General features: G+C 34.2%; 17 protein-coding genes. 7 read left to right on the top strand and 10 right to left on the bottom strand.

Annotated features, from left to right (window positions below; all coding sequences use genetic code 11):
• Positions 1–15: 15 nt before the first annotated feature.
• The 3 genes from CD29_RS10860 to CD29_RS10850 form a co-directional block, all read right to left on the bottom strand.
• Complete coding sequence (locus tag CD29_RS10860; RefSeq protein WP_036186504.1) at positions 16–699, bottom strand: PIG-L deacetylase family protein; 684 nt, start codon at positions 697–699, stop codon at positions 16–18.
• A gap of 50 nt (positions 700–749) precedes the next feature.
• Positions 750–1433, bottom strand: a complete 684-nt coding sequence (locus CD29_RS10855) for a WbqC family protein (RefSeq protein ID WP_169716179.1) — start codon at positions 1431–1433, stop codon at positions 750–752.
• Between the two features lie 91 nt (positions 1434–1524).
• A complete protein-coding gene (locus CD29_RS10850; RefSeq protein ID WP_052124119.1) occupies positions 1525–2910 on the bottom strand; it encodes a glycosyltransferase in 1386 nt (461 codons plus the stop codon).
• Positions 2911–3271: 361 nt separating this feature from the next.
• Here CD29_RS10850 and CD29_RS10845 point away from each other — a divergent pair, with 361 nt between their 5' ends.
• The 4 genes from CD29_RS10845 to CD29_RS10830 all read left to right on the top strand — a co-directional run bounded on the left by CD29_RS10845 (position 3272) and on the right by CD29_RS10830 (position 6946).
• Positions 3272–3595: an SCP2 sterol-binding domain-containing protein gene (locus tag CD29_RS10845; protein WP_036186499.1), complete on the top strand. Its 324-nt coding sequence runs from the start codon at positions 3272–3274 to the stop codon at positions 3593–3595.
• Between the two features lie 344 nt (positions 3596–3939).
• The gene (locus CD29_RS10840) at positions 3940–4812 is read left to right on the top strand and encodes a TRM11 family SAM-dependent methyltransferase (RefSeq protein ID WP_081976228.1); all 873 of its coding nucleotides are present in this window, start codon (positions 3940–3942) and stop codon (positions 4810–4812) included.
• Between the two features lie 219 nt (positions 4813–5031).
• Positions 5032–5901: an AraC family transcriptional regulator gene (locus CD29_RS10835; protein ID WP_036186493.1), complete on the top strand. Its 870-nt coding sequence runs from the start codon at positions 5032–5034 to the stop codon at positions 5899–5901.
• Between the two features lie 184 nt (positions 5902–6085).
• On the top strand, positions 6086–6946 hold the full coding sequence (locus CD29_RS10830; protein WP_036186489.1) for a hypothetical protein: 861 nt from the start codon (positions 6086–6088) through the stop codon (positions 6944–6946).
• 86 nt (positions 6947–7032) lie between these two features.
• Here the strand turns inward: CD29_RS10830 and CD29_RS10825 are convergent, their stop codons facing one another.
• Positions 7033–7485, bottom strand: a complete 453-nt coding sequence (locus CD29_RS10825) for a hypothetical protein (RefSeq protein WP_052124118.1) — start codon at positions 7483–7485, stop codon at positions 7033–7035.
• A gap of 234 nt (positions 7486–7719) precedes the next feature.
• Here CD29_RS10825 and CD29_RS10820 point away from each other — a divergent pair, with 234 nt between their 5' ends.
• Entirely contained in the window at positions 7720–7938 is a 219-nt protein-coding gene (locus CD29_RS10820) for a hypothetical protein (RefSeq protein ID WP_036186486.1), read from the top strand.
• A gap of 58 nt (positions 7939–7996) precedes the next feature.
• On the opposite strand, the gene qoxD is transcribed toward CD29_RS10820, so the two are convergent.
• From qoxD to qoxA, 4 genes are read right to left on the bottom strand one after another with little or no spacing between them, the layout of a single operon-like run.
• Positions 7997–8278, bottom strand: a complete 282-nt coding sequence (qoxD, locus tag CD29_RS10815; protein ID WP_036186484.1) for a cytochrome aa3 quinol oxidase subunit IV — start codon at positions 8276–8278, stop codon at positions 7997–7999.
• A 1-nt stretch (position 8279) separates the two neighbouring features.
• Positions 8280–8876: a cytochrome aa3 quinol oxidase subunit III gene (qoxC, locus tag CD29_RS10810; protein WP_036186481.1), complete on the bottom strand. Its 597-nt coding sequence runs from the start codon at positions 8874–8876 to the stop codon at positions 8280–8282.
• The gene (gene qoxB / locus CD29_RS10805; protein WP_036186478.1) at positions 8876–10825 is read right to left on the bottom strand and encodes a cytochrome aa3 quinol oxidase subunit I; all 1950 of its coding nucleotides are present in this window, start codon (positions 10823–10825) and stop codon (positions 8876–8878) included. Before qoxB ends, qoxC begins: the two co-directional genes overlap by 1 nt.
• Before the next feature lie 59 nt (positions 10826–10884).
• Positions 10885–11799 (bottom strand): cytochrome aa3 quinol oxidase subunit II, encoded by a 915-nt coding sequence (gene qoxA / locus CD29_RS10800; protein WP_036186475.1) that lies wholly within the window; start codon positions 11797–11799, stop codon positions 10885–10887.
• A 439-nt stretch (positions 11800–12238) separates the two neighbouring features.
• On the opposite strand from qoxA, the gene CD29_RS10795 reads away from it, so the two are divergent.
• On the top strand, positions 12239–13108 hold the full coding sequence (locus CD29_RS10795) for a protein kinase domain-containing protein (RefSeq protein WP_036186472.1): 870 nt from the start codon (positions 12239–12241) through the stop codon (positions 13106–13108).
• A 386-nt stretch (positions 13109–13494) separates the two neighbouring features.
• Complete coding sequence (locus CD29_RS10790) at positions 13495–14748, top strand: mechanosensitive ion channel family protein (RefSeq protein ID WP_408056617.1); 1254 nt, start codon at positions 13495–13497, stop codon at positions 14746–14748.
• A gap of 48 nt (positions 14749–14796) precedes the next feature.
• On the opposite strand, the gene CD29_RS10785 is transcribed toward CD29_RS10790, so the two are convergent.
• Together CD29_RS10785 and CD29_RS10780 are read right to left on the bottom strand one after the other, a co-directional pair.
• The gene (locus CD29_RS10785) at positions 14797–16017 is read right to left on the bottom strand and encodes an amidohydrolase family protein (RefSeq protein ID WP_036186467.1); all 1221 of its coding nucleotides are present in this window, start codon (positions 16015–16017) and stop codon (positions 14797–14799) included.
• A gap of 3 nt (positions 16018–16020) precedes the next feature.
• Positions 16021–17088, bottom strand: coding sequence for a hypothetical protein (locus tag CD29_RS10780; protein WP_036186464.1), 1068 nt, complete (start codon positions 17086–17088; stop codon positions 16021–16023).
• Positions 17089–17413 lie beyond the last annotated feature (325 nt).

Below are 17413 nucleotides of genomic sequence, written 5' to 3'. Positions count from 1 at the left end.
CTCCATTTCGGTAAATTATAAAAGGTGTGAACGTAAAATATAATATTTTTCTGCATAATCTAAGCCAATTTCTAATCCGCGCATTTCAGCCCATTTTTTCACATTTTCCGGCGAAATTAGATGTTTCGTCGGGCGTCTTTGGGATTTATGCTTTAGAAATGCTTCGATTTTTTTGTCAATGGTTTCAGAAATATCTAGATACAATTCTCCTGTGTTCCAAAACTTTTGAAACTGCCAAGAGATTAACGGGTATTCATAAACCGCAATGAGCTTAATCGAATGTGAAGGTTTCGGTCTTAATGCTGCAAAGCAAGCCTCATATAATACGATATGGTCTTGATGGTAGCTAGGTAGAGGGATGAAAACCATTGAAGGTTGAAAATCTTCGATGATTGTATCGAGTCTTGAAATTATGTCATTTCTCGGAATGGTATCGAGAAGGGAATCTTTGTTTTTGTACATTATTTCAAAATTAGTACATCCTAGTATGCCAAGAGCATCTTTCAATTCTTGAATTCTTGTATCTGCCTTCACATGTTCTCCACTATGTGGATGAGTAACATTTCCAACTGCAACGACAATTACTTTCACTTCATTATTAAATCGACATGCTTTTTCAATGAGCCCTCCACAACCTAGCACCTCATCGTCTGCATGCGGCGCTATGATCAAAATTCGTTCTTTTCCTGATGTGATCAAGATTTCACCTCCTCGATAATACTAATACGTTCGTCTATGAGACGTTTTACCTAGTTTCTTTGCATGCGAATGATATTTATAGATTCTGGCCCACAATTAAATAGTAAATCGATAATTGATAGATTGGATTCAAAATCACCATATCGCTGTGAATAGAAAGGGTGCTTGAAGTCTTGATAAATTAATTCGATTCCGTTATTTGTATATTCATTAGGTTGGTTATAAGCTTTCGCTCCTGTTCCTGATACGTAAATCGTGCCACCTAAATGGGAAACGATATTAACATTTCTAGTATTATTTGAACCAAAATCGATTCCGAAATCTGATTCTACAAAAATATCAGTCGAAATCGATAATAACGAGCAAATATGTTTGATTAGTGTAATATTAAAAGGTGCTAAAAGGTCCCACTTTTGAAGATAAATTTGTTCAAAACCTTTATGATAAAGTGACCAAAATGGCGCTTTTTTGTAGTTTGCTTCTATGGATTTCCAATGTTGAACTTGCCATTTCTTTTGATGATCAATGACAAGTTCATTTATTGGTTTTAGTTTATTTTTTATTGGTACAGTTAAAAATAGTGAACCTTGTGGAGACTTTATTTTATTTCGATTAATAAAATTACCTTTGGAAAATTGTGCTTTATCTAGTAGGACAAATCGATCAACTTGATCTAATTTATCGAAGAATCCGATCCATGGTAAATAATTTGGTTGATGGATGGCAATCTTCATAAACATCAAACCTCTCTTTTACTATTTTGCAAACTATAGTATTCAAAGAGTGGAAGCTGGTTTGGGATTAATTCCAATTATTTGGTATAATTTACGATTTGAAAGAATTGTTCCCAGTTCTTTTTAAATTTGTCCAACCAACTTTTCGTCCTTTGATTGCTCGGTAAAATGTTTTCCAAGTTATATATGCGAAAAATACTCGGTATGCAAGTCTTTGCACAACAATCCAATAAAGTGGCTTCTTATTTTCCTTTCCGACTTTAAATGCTACATAGGAATTCAAGAAGTCTGTTAAATAGAATATTAATGCAAATATATAAATTGAAACATAACCATTGATTAATGCCCAAATGAACATTATGTCTACTATTGGCATTGTTAGAAATAGTAAGTAGTTGTAAAGTAAGCTTGGAATTGCAACGTACTTAAGCATTTTGTTATTGGATTTTCGAATTGTTTTTCGATGCTTCCAAATTGCTTGTAATATTCCATAGGACCAACGGAATCGTTGTTTTAAAAAATCTTTTATCGTTTCAGGTACTTCTTCATAGGAAATTGCGCGATGTTCATAGATAATTTTGTATCCTGAATTGATCACTTTTAACGTTAAATCTGTGTCTTCAGCGAGCGTATCATCTTCGAAATATCCCACTCTTTGAATGACAGATTTTCTCCATGCACTGTTTGAACCTGGCACAATAGTAATGGCATTTATTTCTTCAAAGGCTCTTTTATCGAGATTGTTTGCAGTAACATACTCAATATGTTGCCAGAGTGTAACCTGATTTCTAATGTTCCCAACTTTACAATTTCCAGAAACAGCAGCTACATTTGGGTCAGAAAATTGTCTTACTAAATAGGATATCGTTGATTTTTTAAACATCGTATCTGCATCAATAGTTACGATAATATCCCCAATAGCATAATCTATCCCACAGTTAAGTGCAGAAGATTTTCCGCCATTTCTTTTGCGAATAAAATGAACCCTATGATATTTTGCGAACTCTTTTCGAATAATTGAAGCAGTTCTATCTGTCGAACCGTCATCGACTACTAATATTTCAAGAAGGGGGTAATTGCTTTTTAAAATCGAATGTATAGTCCTTCTGATAACCACTTCTTCGTTATATACAGGGATAATGACGGAAACAAATGGCCGATAAGGGCGTAGAATTTTTCTGTTAGCTTTTTTATATTTATGGATAATTTTTTTCCTTCTCACTTGTCTTGCAACAAAATAAAATATGATAAACATGCGAATAAACCCAATGATGATGGTGACTAATATATAAGCTACAAATATATACAGCAAGATCGAACCACAGAAATGTATCCATTCTACCATTACTGGAAATTTATAATATCCATAGTGGTCTAGAACGTAACATGTAGACAATGTTAGAACCAATAGTAGAAATATCAAAAAAATACTTTTAACGACAACCCACCGTTTTCCAGATTTATTTTCAAAAATCATAATAATATCATCCTCTTATTTATCTTATGTACTATAAATATGTTCGAGTATTTCGTTGAACTGCACGTTTAACATAGTTTTATTAAAAAAAATAGAGATAATAAGTAGAGCATAGAAACAATTTAGAAATTTTACTACGGTTTTCACTTACAAGATTGATAGGCAAATTGTTCTTATAGGCATTTCAACGTAATTGATTTATAACGCCTTTATTATTTTCTCAAAATATCATTATTATTGAATCAATACTATTGTAAATAAGGCTCGATAAGAAATTTACTTAAAGTAGAAATTATTGTTGAAAAGTAGGGGAGAATTGGTATTATGTAGTTAATGGATGGATTCAAAAGGGGGATATAATGTGAGTGGCGTTGCAATCAATAATTTGATCGAAAAGATTGACCAGGATGGTAGTGGGTTAAGAGGTTATAAAAATACCATTCAATTTGAGTTTACAGATGTGGGAGAAACATATAACGTTCAATTTCTTGAGGATAAGGCTGTTGTTGTAGATGAAGTTGAAAGGGCTGCTTGTGTTGTACAAATTACAAGTGAAAACTTTGAAAAGCTAGTAGCTGGTGAACTAAACCCTCAAACTGCTTTCTTCTTTGGGAAAATTAAAGCAAAAGGGGACCTATCTCAACTTTTAAAATTAAGTAGTATATTAGATTATTACCAAAAGTAAAATTATAGAGCTGAGCCGAGTTTTTGGGCTCGGCTTTTTGTTTTAAAACGATGTTAATATCTGTATTATTGGTGATTCAATAGAAATGCATTTGTAAAAAGTGTATACTAATACTATATTCATAAAGTTTGAAGAAAAAAATGAATAATAAGGCAGTCAATTTCCGACTGTCTATTTTTTTTCGCGGAAATCCGCATAAGAAAAGACATCATCTCGACCAATTTGGGTCGAAATGTGTTTTTCTAATTATTCAGTGAGGATGGTACTTAAGATTGCAACATAATAAAACATACATTTATACTTATTCCCACCATGAGGATGAATACGATCTATGTCGACTTGAAATGAGAGCTTTATTTCAATTTGATACTGACATGAATTATTTGAAGAGTAACCTTGAGGTGGATCCAAGTCGTAGTCCGTATATACAAGATCGGCTTGAAGTGTTATATGAAAGTAATAGTATTGAAGATATGCAGGAGCTAGTAAAAGATTTGCTAGTTACAGCAGATTCATATAAAGTAGTTTGCTTAAATACGATGAATTTAGGAAGTACAGGTAAAATTCATCACCCAGAACGTCGTAAAATTGAGCGTGAAATCGGCTTATGTATAGATGGAGAACCTGAGTTAGATCGCCCAGATGTTGTCTACGGGCTAATTCTATTAGAAAATCGATGGTATTTTGGGAAACATACAAAATCGGAGTCAGTGTGGCGTCAACACAAACATAAACCTAAAAGTTATTCGACTGCATTAAGCACAAGAGTGGCAAGATCAGTTGTAAATATTGCAGTACCAGCAATTGAAAATGTAAAAGTCATTGACCCTTGCTGTGGTATTGGGACAGTTGTTGTAGAAGCACTTTCGATGGGTGTGAATATTGTAGGAAGAGATATAAGTCCTCTTGTTTGTGTCGGAGCACGAGAGAATCTAACCTTTTTCGAGCTTGACGGCAAAATAACAAAAGGCCCAATTTCTGAAGTGCAGGAACATTATGATGTGGCAATTATTGATATGCCTTATAATATTTACTCACATGTTTCGCCTGAAGAAGAATATGATATCATTTACCAAGCTAGACGTATTGCAGATCGGGTCGTGTTTATCACTGTCGACACGATCGACCATTTGCTAGAAAGAGCAGGTTTCACAATAGTAGATCGTGGTATTGCAAAAAAGCAACAGTTTGAACGACAAGTAATTGTTTGCAAATAATAGTAATAGAACGTATTGTGCTCATTAGAAGAGTCTTACTAATTTTAGTAGGGCTCTTTTATTTACAATAGAACTATTGGAAATCTATTAAAGCTATTTAGTAAAGAATAATTTTCTAATACATTCAATTTCTTATTAATTCCGATTGATTTCGTATAAAAAATATCAAGTGAAAAAATTATTTTACTTTTACTATATAGATGTAAAGGAGGGGAACGGATGTTACAACAATTCAATCAATTGATGGATTATATTGAATGCCATTTAACGGAAGGTATCACCGGAACAGATATTTCAAGGATTGTAGGAATGTCTGATTATCATTTTAAAAGAATGTTCTCGTATTTATCTGGCATGTCATTAAATGAATATATTAAAAATAGGAGATTGTCATTAGCGAACGTGGAATTAATCAACGGTGCAAAAGTAACTGACATTGCCTTTAAATATGGATATCAGTCAATCGAAGGATTTTCCAGAGCCTTTCGTGAATGGTGTGGTTTTTTACCATCTGAAGTTGCCAAAAACAAAATTCAAAAGTCTTTTCCCAAATTTACATTTATTATTGATATTAGAGGTGGGAACTCCATGGAATTCAAAATTGAGAAGAAAGAGAAGTTTAATATAGTAGGGGTAGCAAAAAGAGTACCAATACAATTCGAGGGAGTAAATAACTCAATCTTAGAATTAGCCCAGTCTATTACAAAGCAACAAAGAGATGAAATGCATAAACTTGCAGATTTATATCCCCATTATGTATTGAATGTTTCCTATGATTTTGATGATAGCTATTTAGAAGAAAAGGGCAATTTAACACATATGATTGGGTTTGCAACGACAAAAGATAATCCCTTTGAAGATTTAGAGCAAATTACTATAGAAGAAAGTTTTTGGGCAATTTTTCCGAATGAAGGACCATTTCCTGCAATGCTTCAAGAAACGACTGCAAAAATCTATTCTGAATGGTTACCTTCAGCAGATTATGAAATTACAGATTTACCTGGGATTTCTTTTACAAAGCACAATGGTGCATCGGAAAATGTTTATAGTGAAGTGTGGATTTCTGTGAAGAAAAAAGAAATCAAATAACGTGAAAATTATATTATATATAAATTTAGACCAGTCAGAAGAAAGCTGACTGGTCTTTTCTCTATTAATTATTTGAATATTCTTTCATTTAATCGTTTTACATTCTATAATTAGGTAGAATATAGCATCATCAAGGAGTTAATAGTTTTGAAATAAAAAACTTTGTGTCAATGGAGGTATATTTATGCGAATTCCAACAGCTAGATATATAACGGATGATGACATCAAGATCATAACTCTTAAAGAAATGACAAAGAAAAAGTATGATGCAATTTATAAAGGAAAATTATATTGCCCAACTGATCACTGCATAGCAAAAGTTTCATTTAGTAGCGGCCCCAAGGCACATTATAAAACTTGGAGGTATAGTAATCATTCGTCTGATTGTATGTATCAGTTAGATCGAGTTGAAACAAGAACCCTCATAAAATTGGGGAAAGCCGTTACAGTAAATATTAGTAATCGTCGAAAGCAAGATGCATTAGTGAGAGCTTATAAGTCAATGATTCTTTCGGAAAATGAAATACCTATAGCAGTTCAGGAAAATAAAAATGAAATAAGAAAGAAAAGTCCAAAAAAGGATGGGCAACTTACAGAGCAAACAGTTCAAATGAGATTATTTGGTGGAGAAGTTGATGAAGGGGATACACATTTTAAAGGTAAGAAGCTATTATCAAAATTTGTTGATGCGATTATTCCAACTGACATTGGGGAAGTACGACTAATTAAAGGTTTTGTGAAAGATATTGAACTTATAGATTCAGTTGCTGAAATTATAGTAGGCTATCAAGATGAAGAAATAAAGATTGTCTTTGAAGAACGATTTAAGAAAGAACCACTTAATAAAAGTTATTTAGAAAAATTTTGGGCAATTAAAGATTTGCTTTCTATTAAGAAGGTAATTGTATTTAATGGTGTAGGTGAGATTCGCGAAGATAAATCAGGAAGTTATGAGCTATCTATCATATTGGGATCAGACATTCGATTAAATGGCGAAGATTTGTATAATATTGCGAGATCAATGATGCTTACTACTACACAGTAAAAAAATGCGGTTTTTATATAAAAGGAAAATGCCTTTTTAAATTTTTGCAAACATTTGCTTAAAACTAAAAAGGCATTTTTCATATATTATTGCTTAATTTCGTTCACTAATGTTTCGATCAATTGATAAGTTAACGAAAGAGCTTCTCCAATCGTCATATCTTCTGAAAAACCTTGAATATAATCTAGAGGAATATTTAAATCCCACATTCCTTCGTCCCCAGAAAAACTTGCACTAAAATATTTATTTTCGCCTTTTAAATTATCATTTAAATAGTTTTTAATCGCGGCTGTATACTTCTTTTGCATTGCTAGTCCAAATAATGCTGTATATGTTTGAAAAACATCGTCCAATTCTAATGAAATCGCATCTACTTTAATTTCATCAAAAGCAGGGGACTCAATATAAATAAACTCATTTTGATTCTGTTTAACATGTTTTAATGATGTGTTAAGAAAAGATGTTTCTTCTTTAGAAATAATATCTTCTGTTTCTTTATCACAACGTTCAATTGTAACTTCAGACAAATTAAAACCCACTATAAGATCCTCCTCGAAATGATGCATTGAATGAATATAGAACTATCTAAATATAATGACTTTATTTTAGCATCAAACAATAATTTTCACCATTCAATCACTCTTTGTCAAGTGGTGAAAAAGAAGTATTTTCTTTTTTGAGACTATATGTTACAATTTTGTTAACAAAAGTTGTCTAAACTGTGAACGGAAAAAATAGTTTGTACAACAATGAAGAAAAGGGGTTGCATCAGAATGATAAAGGGGTTTAAATACTTTTCTATTTTCTTATTTGTTCTAGGGATTGCGTTAATTGGGATCAGTGCTTTTGGAAGCCTTTCCATTTGGTATGGAATTGAAATTGCTAAAAGCAGTATGTATATATTTATCCTTGGTATGTTCTTTAGTATATTGGAAAACAAATCAAAAACTAATAATCGTAAAGTTAGTAGTGCACAACTAAATATTGAATAGCGAGGTTACTATTTACTACACAAAAAAAGCTTGAGAACAAAGTCTCAAGCTTTTCGTTTTACATATCCCAAATAAGGATTAATAATGAACCAAATATCGTAACTAAGGCGATAATAAAACCGTAAAATACATTCGTATAAATGGCTTTACCATCTTTTGATTCCCCAGCATGCATAAAGACAACTAACTGTAAAAACGCTTGGATAAACGCTGTTACAAGTAGGATTGTCATGCCAACTGCAAAGGACATATCCGTAAAATGAACAAGCAATGCAACTAATGTTAAAACCAATGAAAAGACTAAGCCCATCACCTGTTTAGCAGGAAATAATTCTTTCATATTACATCATTCCTTTCAGATAGACGAAGCTGAAGATAAAGATCCAAACTACGTCTAAGAAATGCCAGTAAAGAGAGAAAATAAATGATTTATTTGCATTTTCAGGTGTTAACCCACGTTTTTTCACTTGAAGGATAATGAATAATCCCCAGAATAGACCTAAAGTAACGTGAGCACCATGTGTACCTAATAATGTTAATAGACCAGCAGTGAAACCACTTGTTTGATACGTTGCACCAACATGGTAATAATGCATAAATTCATAGATTTCTACTCCAAGGAACACTAACCCAAGAAGTAGGGTAATTCCAAAGAAAGTAAGCATCGCATTTTTGCGTCCAAGTCTCATCGCGTGCACACCAAGTCCAATTGTAAAACTACTTGTTAATAAAACAAATGTTTCAATTAGTACTGGAGTAATTTCAAAAATTTCTGCTGGTGTAGGGCCGCTACCAGTTCTTCCTTCGAAAATGAAGTATGACGTGAATAGGGTAGCGAACAACATAATTTCAGCGCCAAGGAAAATCCAGAAGCCTAAAATATTTAACTGATTTTGATCTGTACTATACTCTAGTGGTTGAGTGTGATCTAGCTTCATTACTTAGCACCTCCCTCATATTGTGACTCTATCTCTTTTATTTCTTTAACATGTATATGACGTCCATGATCTAGTTCGAATGAACGTAGTGCCATACATGCGAAAATACCGATTAATGCAATTACTGCAGGTACCCATAGTGCGAATATGAATGAGAACCCTGCGACGAAGAAAATAATCCCCATGATGAATGGAACGCCGCTATTATTTGGCATATGGATATCTTTAAGTTCACCTGTAAACAATTTGTGACCATTTTTCTTTGCATCCCAGTATGCTTCACTTGAAGCAACTTGTGGAAGTCTAGCAAAGTTATATTCTGGTACTGGTGTATGAGTAGCCCATTCTAAAGAACGTGCATCCCATGGGTCATTACCAATGTTTCTTGGTGAATTTTTAATACTGTAAAGAATGTTATAAACGATTGTTACGAATGCAATCGCCATTAATGCAGCACCGAAGAATGACATCAAGTTTAATGGTCCAAAGCCTGTAGCTTCAGAGTAAGTGTACATACGACGTGCTTGACCGTCTAATCCAGTGATATACATTGGGAAGAAGGCAAGTACGAAACCTACAGAAAGTAACCAGAATGACCATTTACCGATTTTTTCATTTAGCATGAAGCCAAAGAATTTTGGCCAATAATAAGTTAAACCAGCTAACATCGCAAATACAACACCCGGAATAATCGTGTTATGGAAGTGAGCTACTAAGAACATTGTGTTGTGGAATTGGTAGTCCGCTGCTGACATAGCAAGCATTACCCCAGTAACTCCACCAACAGTAAATAATGGAATGAATCCGATCGAGTAAAGCATTGGTACAGTAAATCGAATTTTTCCTTTATACATTGTGAATAACCAGTTAAAGATCTTAACACCGGTTGGAACAGCAATAGCCATTGTTGTAACAGAGAAGATACTGTTCGTTAAAGCACCTTGACCCATTGTAAAGAAGTGGTGAGTCCAAACTAAGAATGATAGTAGGGAAATGAGAACCATTGAGCCTACCATTGATTTATATCCGTATAGGTTACGGCTTGAGAACGTTGAAATAATTTCACTGTAAAGACCGAATGCAGGCAAGATTAAAATGTAAACTTCAGGATGTCCCCAAACCCAGAAGAAGTTTGCCCAAAGCATATCCATACCACCATTAGTAGTTGTAAAGAAGTTAGTTGCAAATAGGCGGTCAGTAGTACCCATAAGTAAAGCAATTGTTAATACAGGGAATGCAAACACGATAATTACGTTTGCGATAAATGCAGACCAAGTAAACATTGGCATTTTCATAAGAGTCATGCCTGGTGCACGCATTTTTAAGATCGTTGTGATCATATTAATCCCTGTCATTAATGAACCAATCCCAGAGATCTGAATTGCTATCATGTAGTAGTTAGTACCAACTGATGTACTGAAATCATTACCCGCAAGAGGGAAGTATGAAGTCCAGCCTGCATCAGGAGAACCACCAACTACGAATGAAATGTTAAATAACATAGCACCAGCAAAGAATAACCAGAAACTAAGTGCATTTAAACGAGGGAACGCTACGTCACGTGCCCCAATTTGAAGTGGTACAACTAAGTTCATAAAGGCGAAGATAAATGGCATCGCCATAAAGATAATCATTACAACCCCGTGAGTAGTAAAGATTTCATTATAATGTTGTGCGTCTAAAATTTCCATATCTGGTGAAGAAAGCTGTAAACGCATTAAAATTGCATCAGCTCCACCACGGAAAAGCATTAGTAAGGCAGAGATTAAGTACATAATCCCGATTTTCTTATGGTCGACAGTTGTAAACCATTCACGCCATAAGTAACCCCATTTTTTAAAATATGTGATCCCGAAGACAATTCCAATTACGACTAAACCAATCGCAACCATGGAAGCATAAATCATCGGACTTGGGTGAGGTACGGCGAATCTTTCAAAGAATTCCATCCTTATTCTCCTTTCTAGATTAAAAGGGTATTCTCAAAATCTAGTTTTTCTATAGTAGATTAATGACCGCTGTGGTCTGATTCTTCATTTGTTTCATCGTGTGATGAATGTTCATCATGTTCAGCTTCTGTTTCGTCACCGTCTGAACCGTGGTTATGTTCAGGAGCAGGACTGAAATCTAAGTGTGTACCAGTAAATGTCATTTGACCTAAATGACCAGGTTCTAATAATTTGTTAAATTCTTCTTCTGTAATTGGGTCAGCTGTTTTATAAACATCTTCAACCCATTCATCGAAATCTTTTTGTGACATAGCTGTTACATTAAATGTATTTTCAGTAAATCCTTTACCACTGAAGTTTGCGTTACGACCCATCATCTCACCAGGTTCATCAGCAGCTAAATGTAAAGTTGTTACCATGTCAGCCATCGCATATTTTTGTCCACCAAGTTGTGGAATCCAGAAACTTGTAATCGGGCCATATGAGTAAAGTTTGAACTCTAGTGGTCTATTTGTTGGAATATACAAATAGTTCACTGTTTCAATACCTTGTTCAGGATAACTGAAGTGCCATTTCCAGTCAGATGAGGAAGCATAAATTACTAAAGGTTCTTCTTCATATCCAGTTGGAGCCGATTCAACGATGTAGTTACTTTTTATTGAAACAAAAGATAAGAAGGCAACAATAATAATAGGTACCCCTATACAAATTACTTCTACCCAAATATTCCCCTCAATATGAGGTGGTTCGTAATCTTCAGGCATTTTTGATGCGCGGTATTTAAATAGTACAATAGCTAAAATTACTAATACGGCAATGACGATAAACGACATTAACACAATCAATAACATAATGTCACTTGCCTGTCTGGCAGCCATTGGTCCTTTTGGATCCAGAACCATTAAGGGTTCACAGCCTGCAAGAATGGCAGTAAGTGTTGTTAGTGAGACTAACAATGCCCATTTTAATTTCATTAGGATACTCCTTTCCCCTTATACGTAACAAAACTGATTTTAATGATCCTTTTACAATCATTAGATTCATTGTAATAGAATAATTTCCGATAAAAAATGTTTTCACGGTGACTATAGTGTTTAATTCATAAATTAGTCACTTATAGTTTAAAAAAAAGACATAATTTATTTAAAGTTTTTGAGGTGATTACTTGCAATTTTTGTTGCGTTCAGAATTAGGTGCTTAGAATTTTGAAAAGGCTTCCAATTCTGTATTTAAGAGCTTTTTAATGGAATTTCTTGATGAATTAAATGGAAAAAAGAGTGGATGGCGTAAGTCTAAAATAAAGAAAATTGAAATGCAAAAGGAAAAGAGCTAATTGCTGTAGAATGTATAATACTATTCCTATTTTTTTATAGAACAAAATTTTCCTACTATAATAATGTGCGAGGATTATCTATGGATAATTTAATTGATGTTAGTGTTGGTAATATGTCCTTTCAGTTAAAAGAAAAACATAACTTTGAATGGTTCCAAGAGTTTGGGAGTGTATTTATGGTATTTTCAGAGCAGGATTCTGGGAATATCAGTTTTGGGGTTGAAAAAGATGGTGTTAAAAAGTTTGTAAAGTATGCTGGTGCAAAGACTATAAATTTTTCCGGTGAACCAAGCGAGGCGATTGAAACATTAAAAGATTCAGTTAACGTATATCATGATTTACAACATCCATATCTAGTGAATCTTTTGGATTCTCTTGAAATTGGAGAGGGATTTGCGTTAGTTTTCGAATGGTTTGAAGGGGAAAATCTTCATCCCCATTGGACATTTCCTCCTCCACATAAATATACTCATCCAGATTCGCCCTATTTTCGCTTTAGACAGTTGCCCATAACCGATCGGTTAAGATCATTTCAGAGTCTATTAGAATTCCATGTTCATGTAGAGCAGAAAGGGTATGTAGCTGTCGATTTTTATGATGGAAGCATCCTTTACGATTTTAAAAACAGTAAAACAAAAATCTGCGATATAGATTTATATAGGAAGAAACCCTTAGTAAATACAATGGGCAGAATGTGGGGCTCTCAGAGATTTATGTCCCCAGAGGAGTTTGAATTAGGAGCTAATATTGATGAAAGAACGAATGTGTTTAATATAGGAGCAATCGCCTTTGGACTATTGGGTGGGGAACTTGATCGTTCGATTACAAAGTGGGAAGCAGGGGATGGTCTGCACAAAGTGGCAATGAAAGTAGTGAGTAAAGATCGCAATGAGAGATATCCTACTGTTGAGGATTTGTATTTTGCTTGGAAAAGACTTTCTACTATATAAAAGAATATAGTGTTAATTCTTTAGCCAATAAAAAATTGTTGTTGAGGCGCTATTATTAGTAGCGGATGAAAGCAAGTTGTGTGAATGGTACAATTGTGACTTTTGGTGGCGGATGGAAGCTGAATGTTAAACAAAATCGCATTGTTTGATGATAATTAGCTTTCTATAATTTACCGGTTGTTTCAGAAAAACAGCTATTATATAATAAAGTCAGAATACAAGTGATTCGAAATAGAAGACCGTTTCCGTTAGGTGCTGGTAACACGTAACATAGGAAATGGTTTTTTTATTTTGTTTATTTTAAGAAAGTCAGTATAATAGATTTTGTTTTAAGAATATACTGCAATGAAAATAATACATAGAATGGAGGAATTTTAGTGGAATACATTCATGATTACCTCCTTGAAACTGGGATTGGAATTAACGACTTTTGGGCTGACTATTTAGCTATAGGTATTATGATTTTATCGATCATACTCTTATGTATTATCGCAAATTTCATAACTAAGAAAGTGGTAATCAGGTTCATCACACATATCGTAAATAATAACAAATATAAATGGGATAATATTCTATTAGAAAAAAAAGTATTTCATAAACTATCACACGTAGTTCCTGCTGTTATTATTTATTATTTTGCGAGGTCTTTTCCTGCATATACTGAAATAATTGAAAAGTTTGCTGTATTGTATATTATTATTGTAGCAATTAGCGTGATTAATAGTTTGCTTGATGCCCTTAATGATATTTACTTAAATTTTGAAATTTCAAAAGTGAGACCGATTAAAGGGTATATTCAAGTAGCTAAAATTGTTCTTTTCATTATTGGATCGATCATAATTATTGCGAATCTACTAGGTGAAAGTCCAGTAATTATTTTGAGCGGGATTGGGGCATTATCTGCCGTTTTAATGTTAATTTTTAGAGATTCCATTTTAGGATTTGTTGCAGGCGTTCAATTGAGTAGTAATGATATGGTTCGTGTAGGTGATTGGATTGAAATGCCTAAATTTGGTGCTAATGGGGATGTCATAGATATTTCTTTAAATACAGTAAAAGTCCAAAACTTTGACCGCACGATTACAATGATTCCAAGTTATGCGCTTATTTCTGATTCTTTTATTAATTGGCGTGGGATGCAGGCTTCAGGGGGACGACGTTTAAAAAGGTCTCTCTTAATTGACACGACTAGTATTTCTTTTTGCTCCGATGAGATGATTGAAAAATGTAAAAGTATTCACTATTTGAAGGAATACATCGTTGAACGGGAAAAAGAAATTGAAAATTTCAATTCGAAAAATAAATTTGACCGGAGTAATATTGTGAATGGTAGAGCATTGACGAATATTGGAGTATTTCGTGCTTATATTGGAAATTACCTACAAAACCACCCGGGAATCAATAAAGAATCTACATTGATGGTAAGACAATTGGAGCCAACTGAAAATGGTTTACCATTAGAGATTTATGCATTTGCAAATACAACGGTATGGGCTCAGTATGAAACAATTCAATCCGATATATTTGATCATCTATTTGCGGTAGCTCCAGAGTTTGGGTTACGCATTTTCCAAAATCCAAGTGGGAATGATTTGAAATCGGGTTTGTTAAGTGGTGGAAATAGTAATACATTGAAGTAAAGTTAAAAACCCGTTCCTGTATTCACTTTACAGAAACGGGTAATTTTATTAATTACGTTGAATCATCTTTTCTCCGCAGAAATAGACTGCTTTTATTTGTTCGACATCTACAATATCTAACCCCGGTATTCCATCTGCAACAAGAAAATTCGCATCTTTTCCAACTTCTAAACTTCCGAATTGGTGATCTTTTTCGAGTATTTTTGCGGGGTTTAATGTGATTAGGGAAAGTATATCGTTTTCACCAAAACCTGCCTCGTGTAATTTTTTCATAAAAGGATTCGCAATCGCCATGAGAGAATCTGGGCCAATTAAGCCTTGCATAATTTTTGGAAATGTAACGGTATTTTCGTGTGGTGGTAAGTATCCATCACTTGAAATTGCAACTGTGATATTAGCATTAACCATTTTCATTACTTCTTCAACAGTGTTTGGTGGAAGGTGAGTACCTCCGAGTGGGGTGGCAACAATCTTGACCTTTTGATGTGCAACTCGATTGATTTGCTCGTCAGAAATTCCATGGGCGTGATGTAGCACGTCAAATTTTGCGTTAAGAGCCATATCGATTCCTACTTCACCTGCAACATGGGTTCCGATTTTTCGATTTATTGAATGAAAGATAGAGACAATGGTGTTCAGTTCTTCTTGCGAATAAATAATTACTCCAGCATTTGGGATAAGGTCTTTTGTAAAGTTAGCAGGTGTTGCGTTGATGAATATGTTTTCTCCGGGGAACTCGCTATTTTGTGCAATTGACATAATAATGTTATGTTGAACTAAAACATCCCGATCAACTGCAATTGAACCAGTGACAGAAGTAAAGTGTTGGATTGGTTCTAATCCAATGGAAATGCTTGTTGTAGCATAAGAGATATCTATCGGAAAATCTTTCATGGATCTTTTTAAATCATTAATTTCTTTATATAACATAGGACTTCCGCAAATTTGTTCACCGAGAGCGGTAATACCAGAAGCCAAAGTTTTCAATAAAATTGCTTTTGCTGCAAGGGTTTGTGTATCTTTTGTAACAGGGTATAAAGATGTTGGAGCAAACTCTAGTAAATGTGTGTGACAATCTATTAGGCCTGGAGCAACAGTTAGATTTCCAAAATCAGTGATAGGTAACTGTTCATTATTTCTTTGTTTGATATCTTGCCATGACCCAAGAGCAATTATTTTACCATGTTCTATGACCATTGCTCCGTTATAAATTGTGCCAAGCTCTGAAACCGTTACAAATTTATGTGCTTTTATAATATATTTTGACAACGCTTACACCACCAAAAATGGAGTGATGACAAAACCAAGGAACCATGCTGTAGCAAAACGAAGGACAAGGCCGACTAGGGCAGCTTCAATGACATCTTTTTCTTTTAAACTTGAACATTCTTTCCATGTTGCAGGCATTTGACCAAAAATTACGGAAAGTGGTAAACCTGAGTTTGCAATTACAAAAGAGCCAACAACGAGTCCAGGTGGAATTGAACTAGCAATATCTGCGAGTTGTGCAACTGCAAGAGTAGGTGCTGCAAGAATTGAGATAATACCAGATGTCGGTTCAATACTTAAATAGGTTAACGTAACAGATAATATAGAGTGAATAAATTCCCAAACACCTATGAATTTCAATACGCCAATGATGAAGAACACGGCAGCTACAGCAGGAATAATGACTAGTAAAAGTAGTTCAGTACCTTCTTTTGCTGATTGGAACAATGTTTCAAGCGGTTTTGTTTTTGGTGTAAAGCGGGGAAGTTCATGTAAATCTACTTTTCTTGTATCGCGATAAATTGTTCTTGAAAGTATAAAAGGAACAACGATGAGGGGAACAAATATTGAAAGAATAATAATTGGAAACAAACTAATACCAGCAGCAGAAAGAGCTAACAACCCTAATACAAAAGTTGCAAAGGATTGTGGGGATTGAATCATCGTTGCAACGGCAATTTGTTGCTCAGCTTTTGTCGCATTCGCTTTTACTAAAACTGGTGCTGCAATTTTACCAGCTGCATTGATGTCCCCTAAAATATTATAAATACTAGGAATAATAACCGTTGGATTAATGCGCATCCATTTCATGATAGGGACAAACAAACGAATTAATCCGTCTGTAAAACCAAGTCTTTCTAAAATTCTGCCTAAGATCACACTGACGATGATTGCAATTCCGACCGTACCTGTTAAGAAGATTGTGACTACTACGGTATAGACTTCATTGATGGTCAAATCAAATAATTGAGAAAGTGAACCTGGAGCAAATAATAATGCAATTAAAGCGATGACAACAATAATCATCCCTACGACTTCAATTGGTGCCCAACTTTTGCGTGAGTGATTCATCTTAACACCTCCATTCTTTTTACTATAGTATGTTGTGGGCAGGGGATTGTGAGAGAAGGGGGAGGTGGGATTGAGTAAGCGGATTAGAATATGGCGAGAACTTGTCTTTGTAAATGGGATTTGTTGACTAAAGCGTACTATCATTAGTAAAAGTACCTAATGATGAAGGGATCTTTGTATAGATTGCTCTTTATTTTGGAATCTTTAAGCGGGAACTGTGATTTCTGTCTAGATAGACGTGTTATTTGGACAACTTAAATGAGATTCTAAGATTTCTATTGATTCCTCCCTTAAGTGTCAAGACACATAAAAAGGCTGTCACAAA

Source organism: Ureibacillus manganicus DSM 26584, from assembly GCF_000772945.1.
Classification (GTDB): Bacteria; Bacillota; Bacilli; order Bacillales_A; family Planococcaceae; genus Ureibacillus; species Ureibacillus manganicus.
This window is presented reverse-complemented; position numbering and strand designations above follow the sequence as displayed.

Excerpts from the sequence above, each read along its gene's own strand:
- CD29_RS10855 (WP_169716179.1), bottom strand. The coding sequence starts at position 1,433 with ATGAAGATTGCCATCCATCAACCAAATTATTTACCATGGATCGGATTC.
- CD29_RS10850 (WP_052124119.1), bottom strand. The coding sequence starts at position 2,910 with ATGATTTTTGAAAATAAATCTGGAAAACGGTGGGTTGTCGTTAAAAGT.
- CD29_RS10840 (WP_081976228.1), top strand. The coding sequence starts at position 3,940 with ATGAGAGCTTTATTTCAATTTGATACTGACATGAATTATTTGAAGAGT.
- CD29_RS10835 (WP_036186493.1), top strand. The coding sequence starts at position 5,032 with ATGTTACAACAATTCAATCAATTGATGGATTATATTGAATGCCATTTA.
- CD29_RS10830 (WP_036186489.1), top strand. The coding sequence starts at position 6,086 with ATGCGAATTCCAACAGCTAGATATATAACGGATGATGACATCAAGATC.
- CD29_RS10820 (WP_036186486.1), top strand. The coding sequence starts at position 7,720 with ATGATAAAGGGGTTTAAATACTTTTCTATTTTCTTATTTGTTCTAGGG.
- qoxD (WP_036186484.1), bottom strand. The coding sequence starts at position 8,278 with ATGAAAGAATTATTTCCTGCTAAACAGGTGATGGGCTTAGTCTTTTCA.
- qoxC (WP_036186481.1), bottom strand. The coding sequence starts at position 8,876 with ATGAAGCTAGATCACACTCAACCACTAGAGTATAGTACAGATCAAAAT.
- qoxB (WP_036186478.1), bottom strand. The coding sequence starts at position 10,825 with ATGGAATTCTTTGAAAGATTCGCCGTACCTCACCCAAGTCCGATGATT.
- qoxA (WP_036186475.1), bottom strand. The coding sequence starts at position 11,799 with ATGAAATTAAAATGGGCATTGTTAGTCTCACTAACAACACTTACTGCC.
- CD29_RS10795 (WP_036186472.1), top strand. The coding sequence starts at position 12,239 with ATGGATAATTTAATTGATGTTAGTGTTGGTAATATGTCCTTTCAGTTA.
- CD29_RS10780 (WP_036186464.1), bottom strand. The coding sequence starts at position 17,088 with ATGAATCACTCACGCAAAAGTTGGGCACCAATTGAAGTCGTAGGGATG.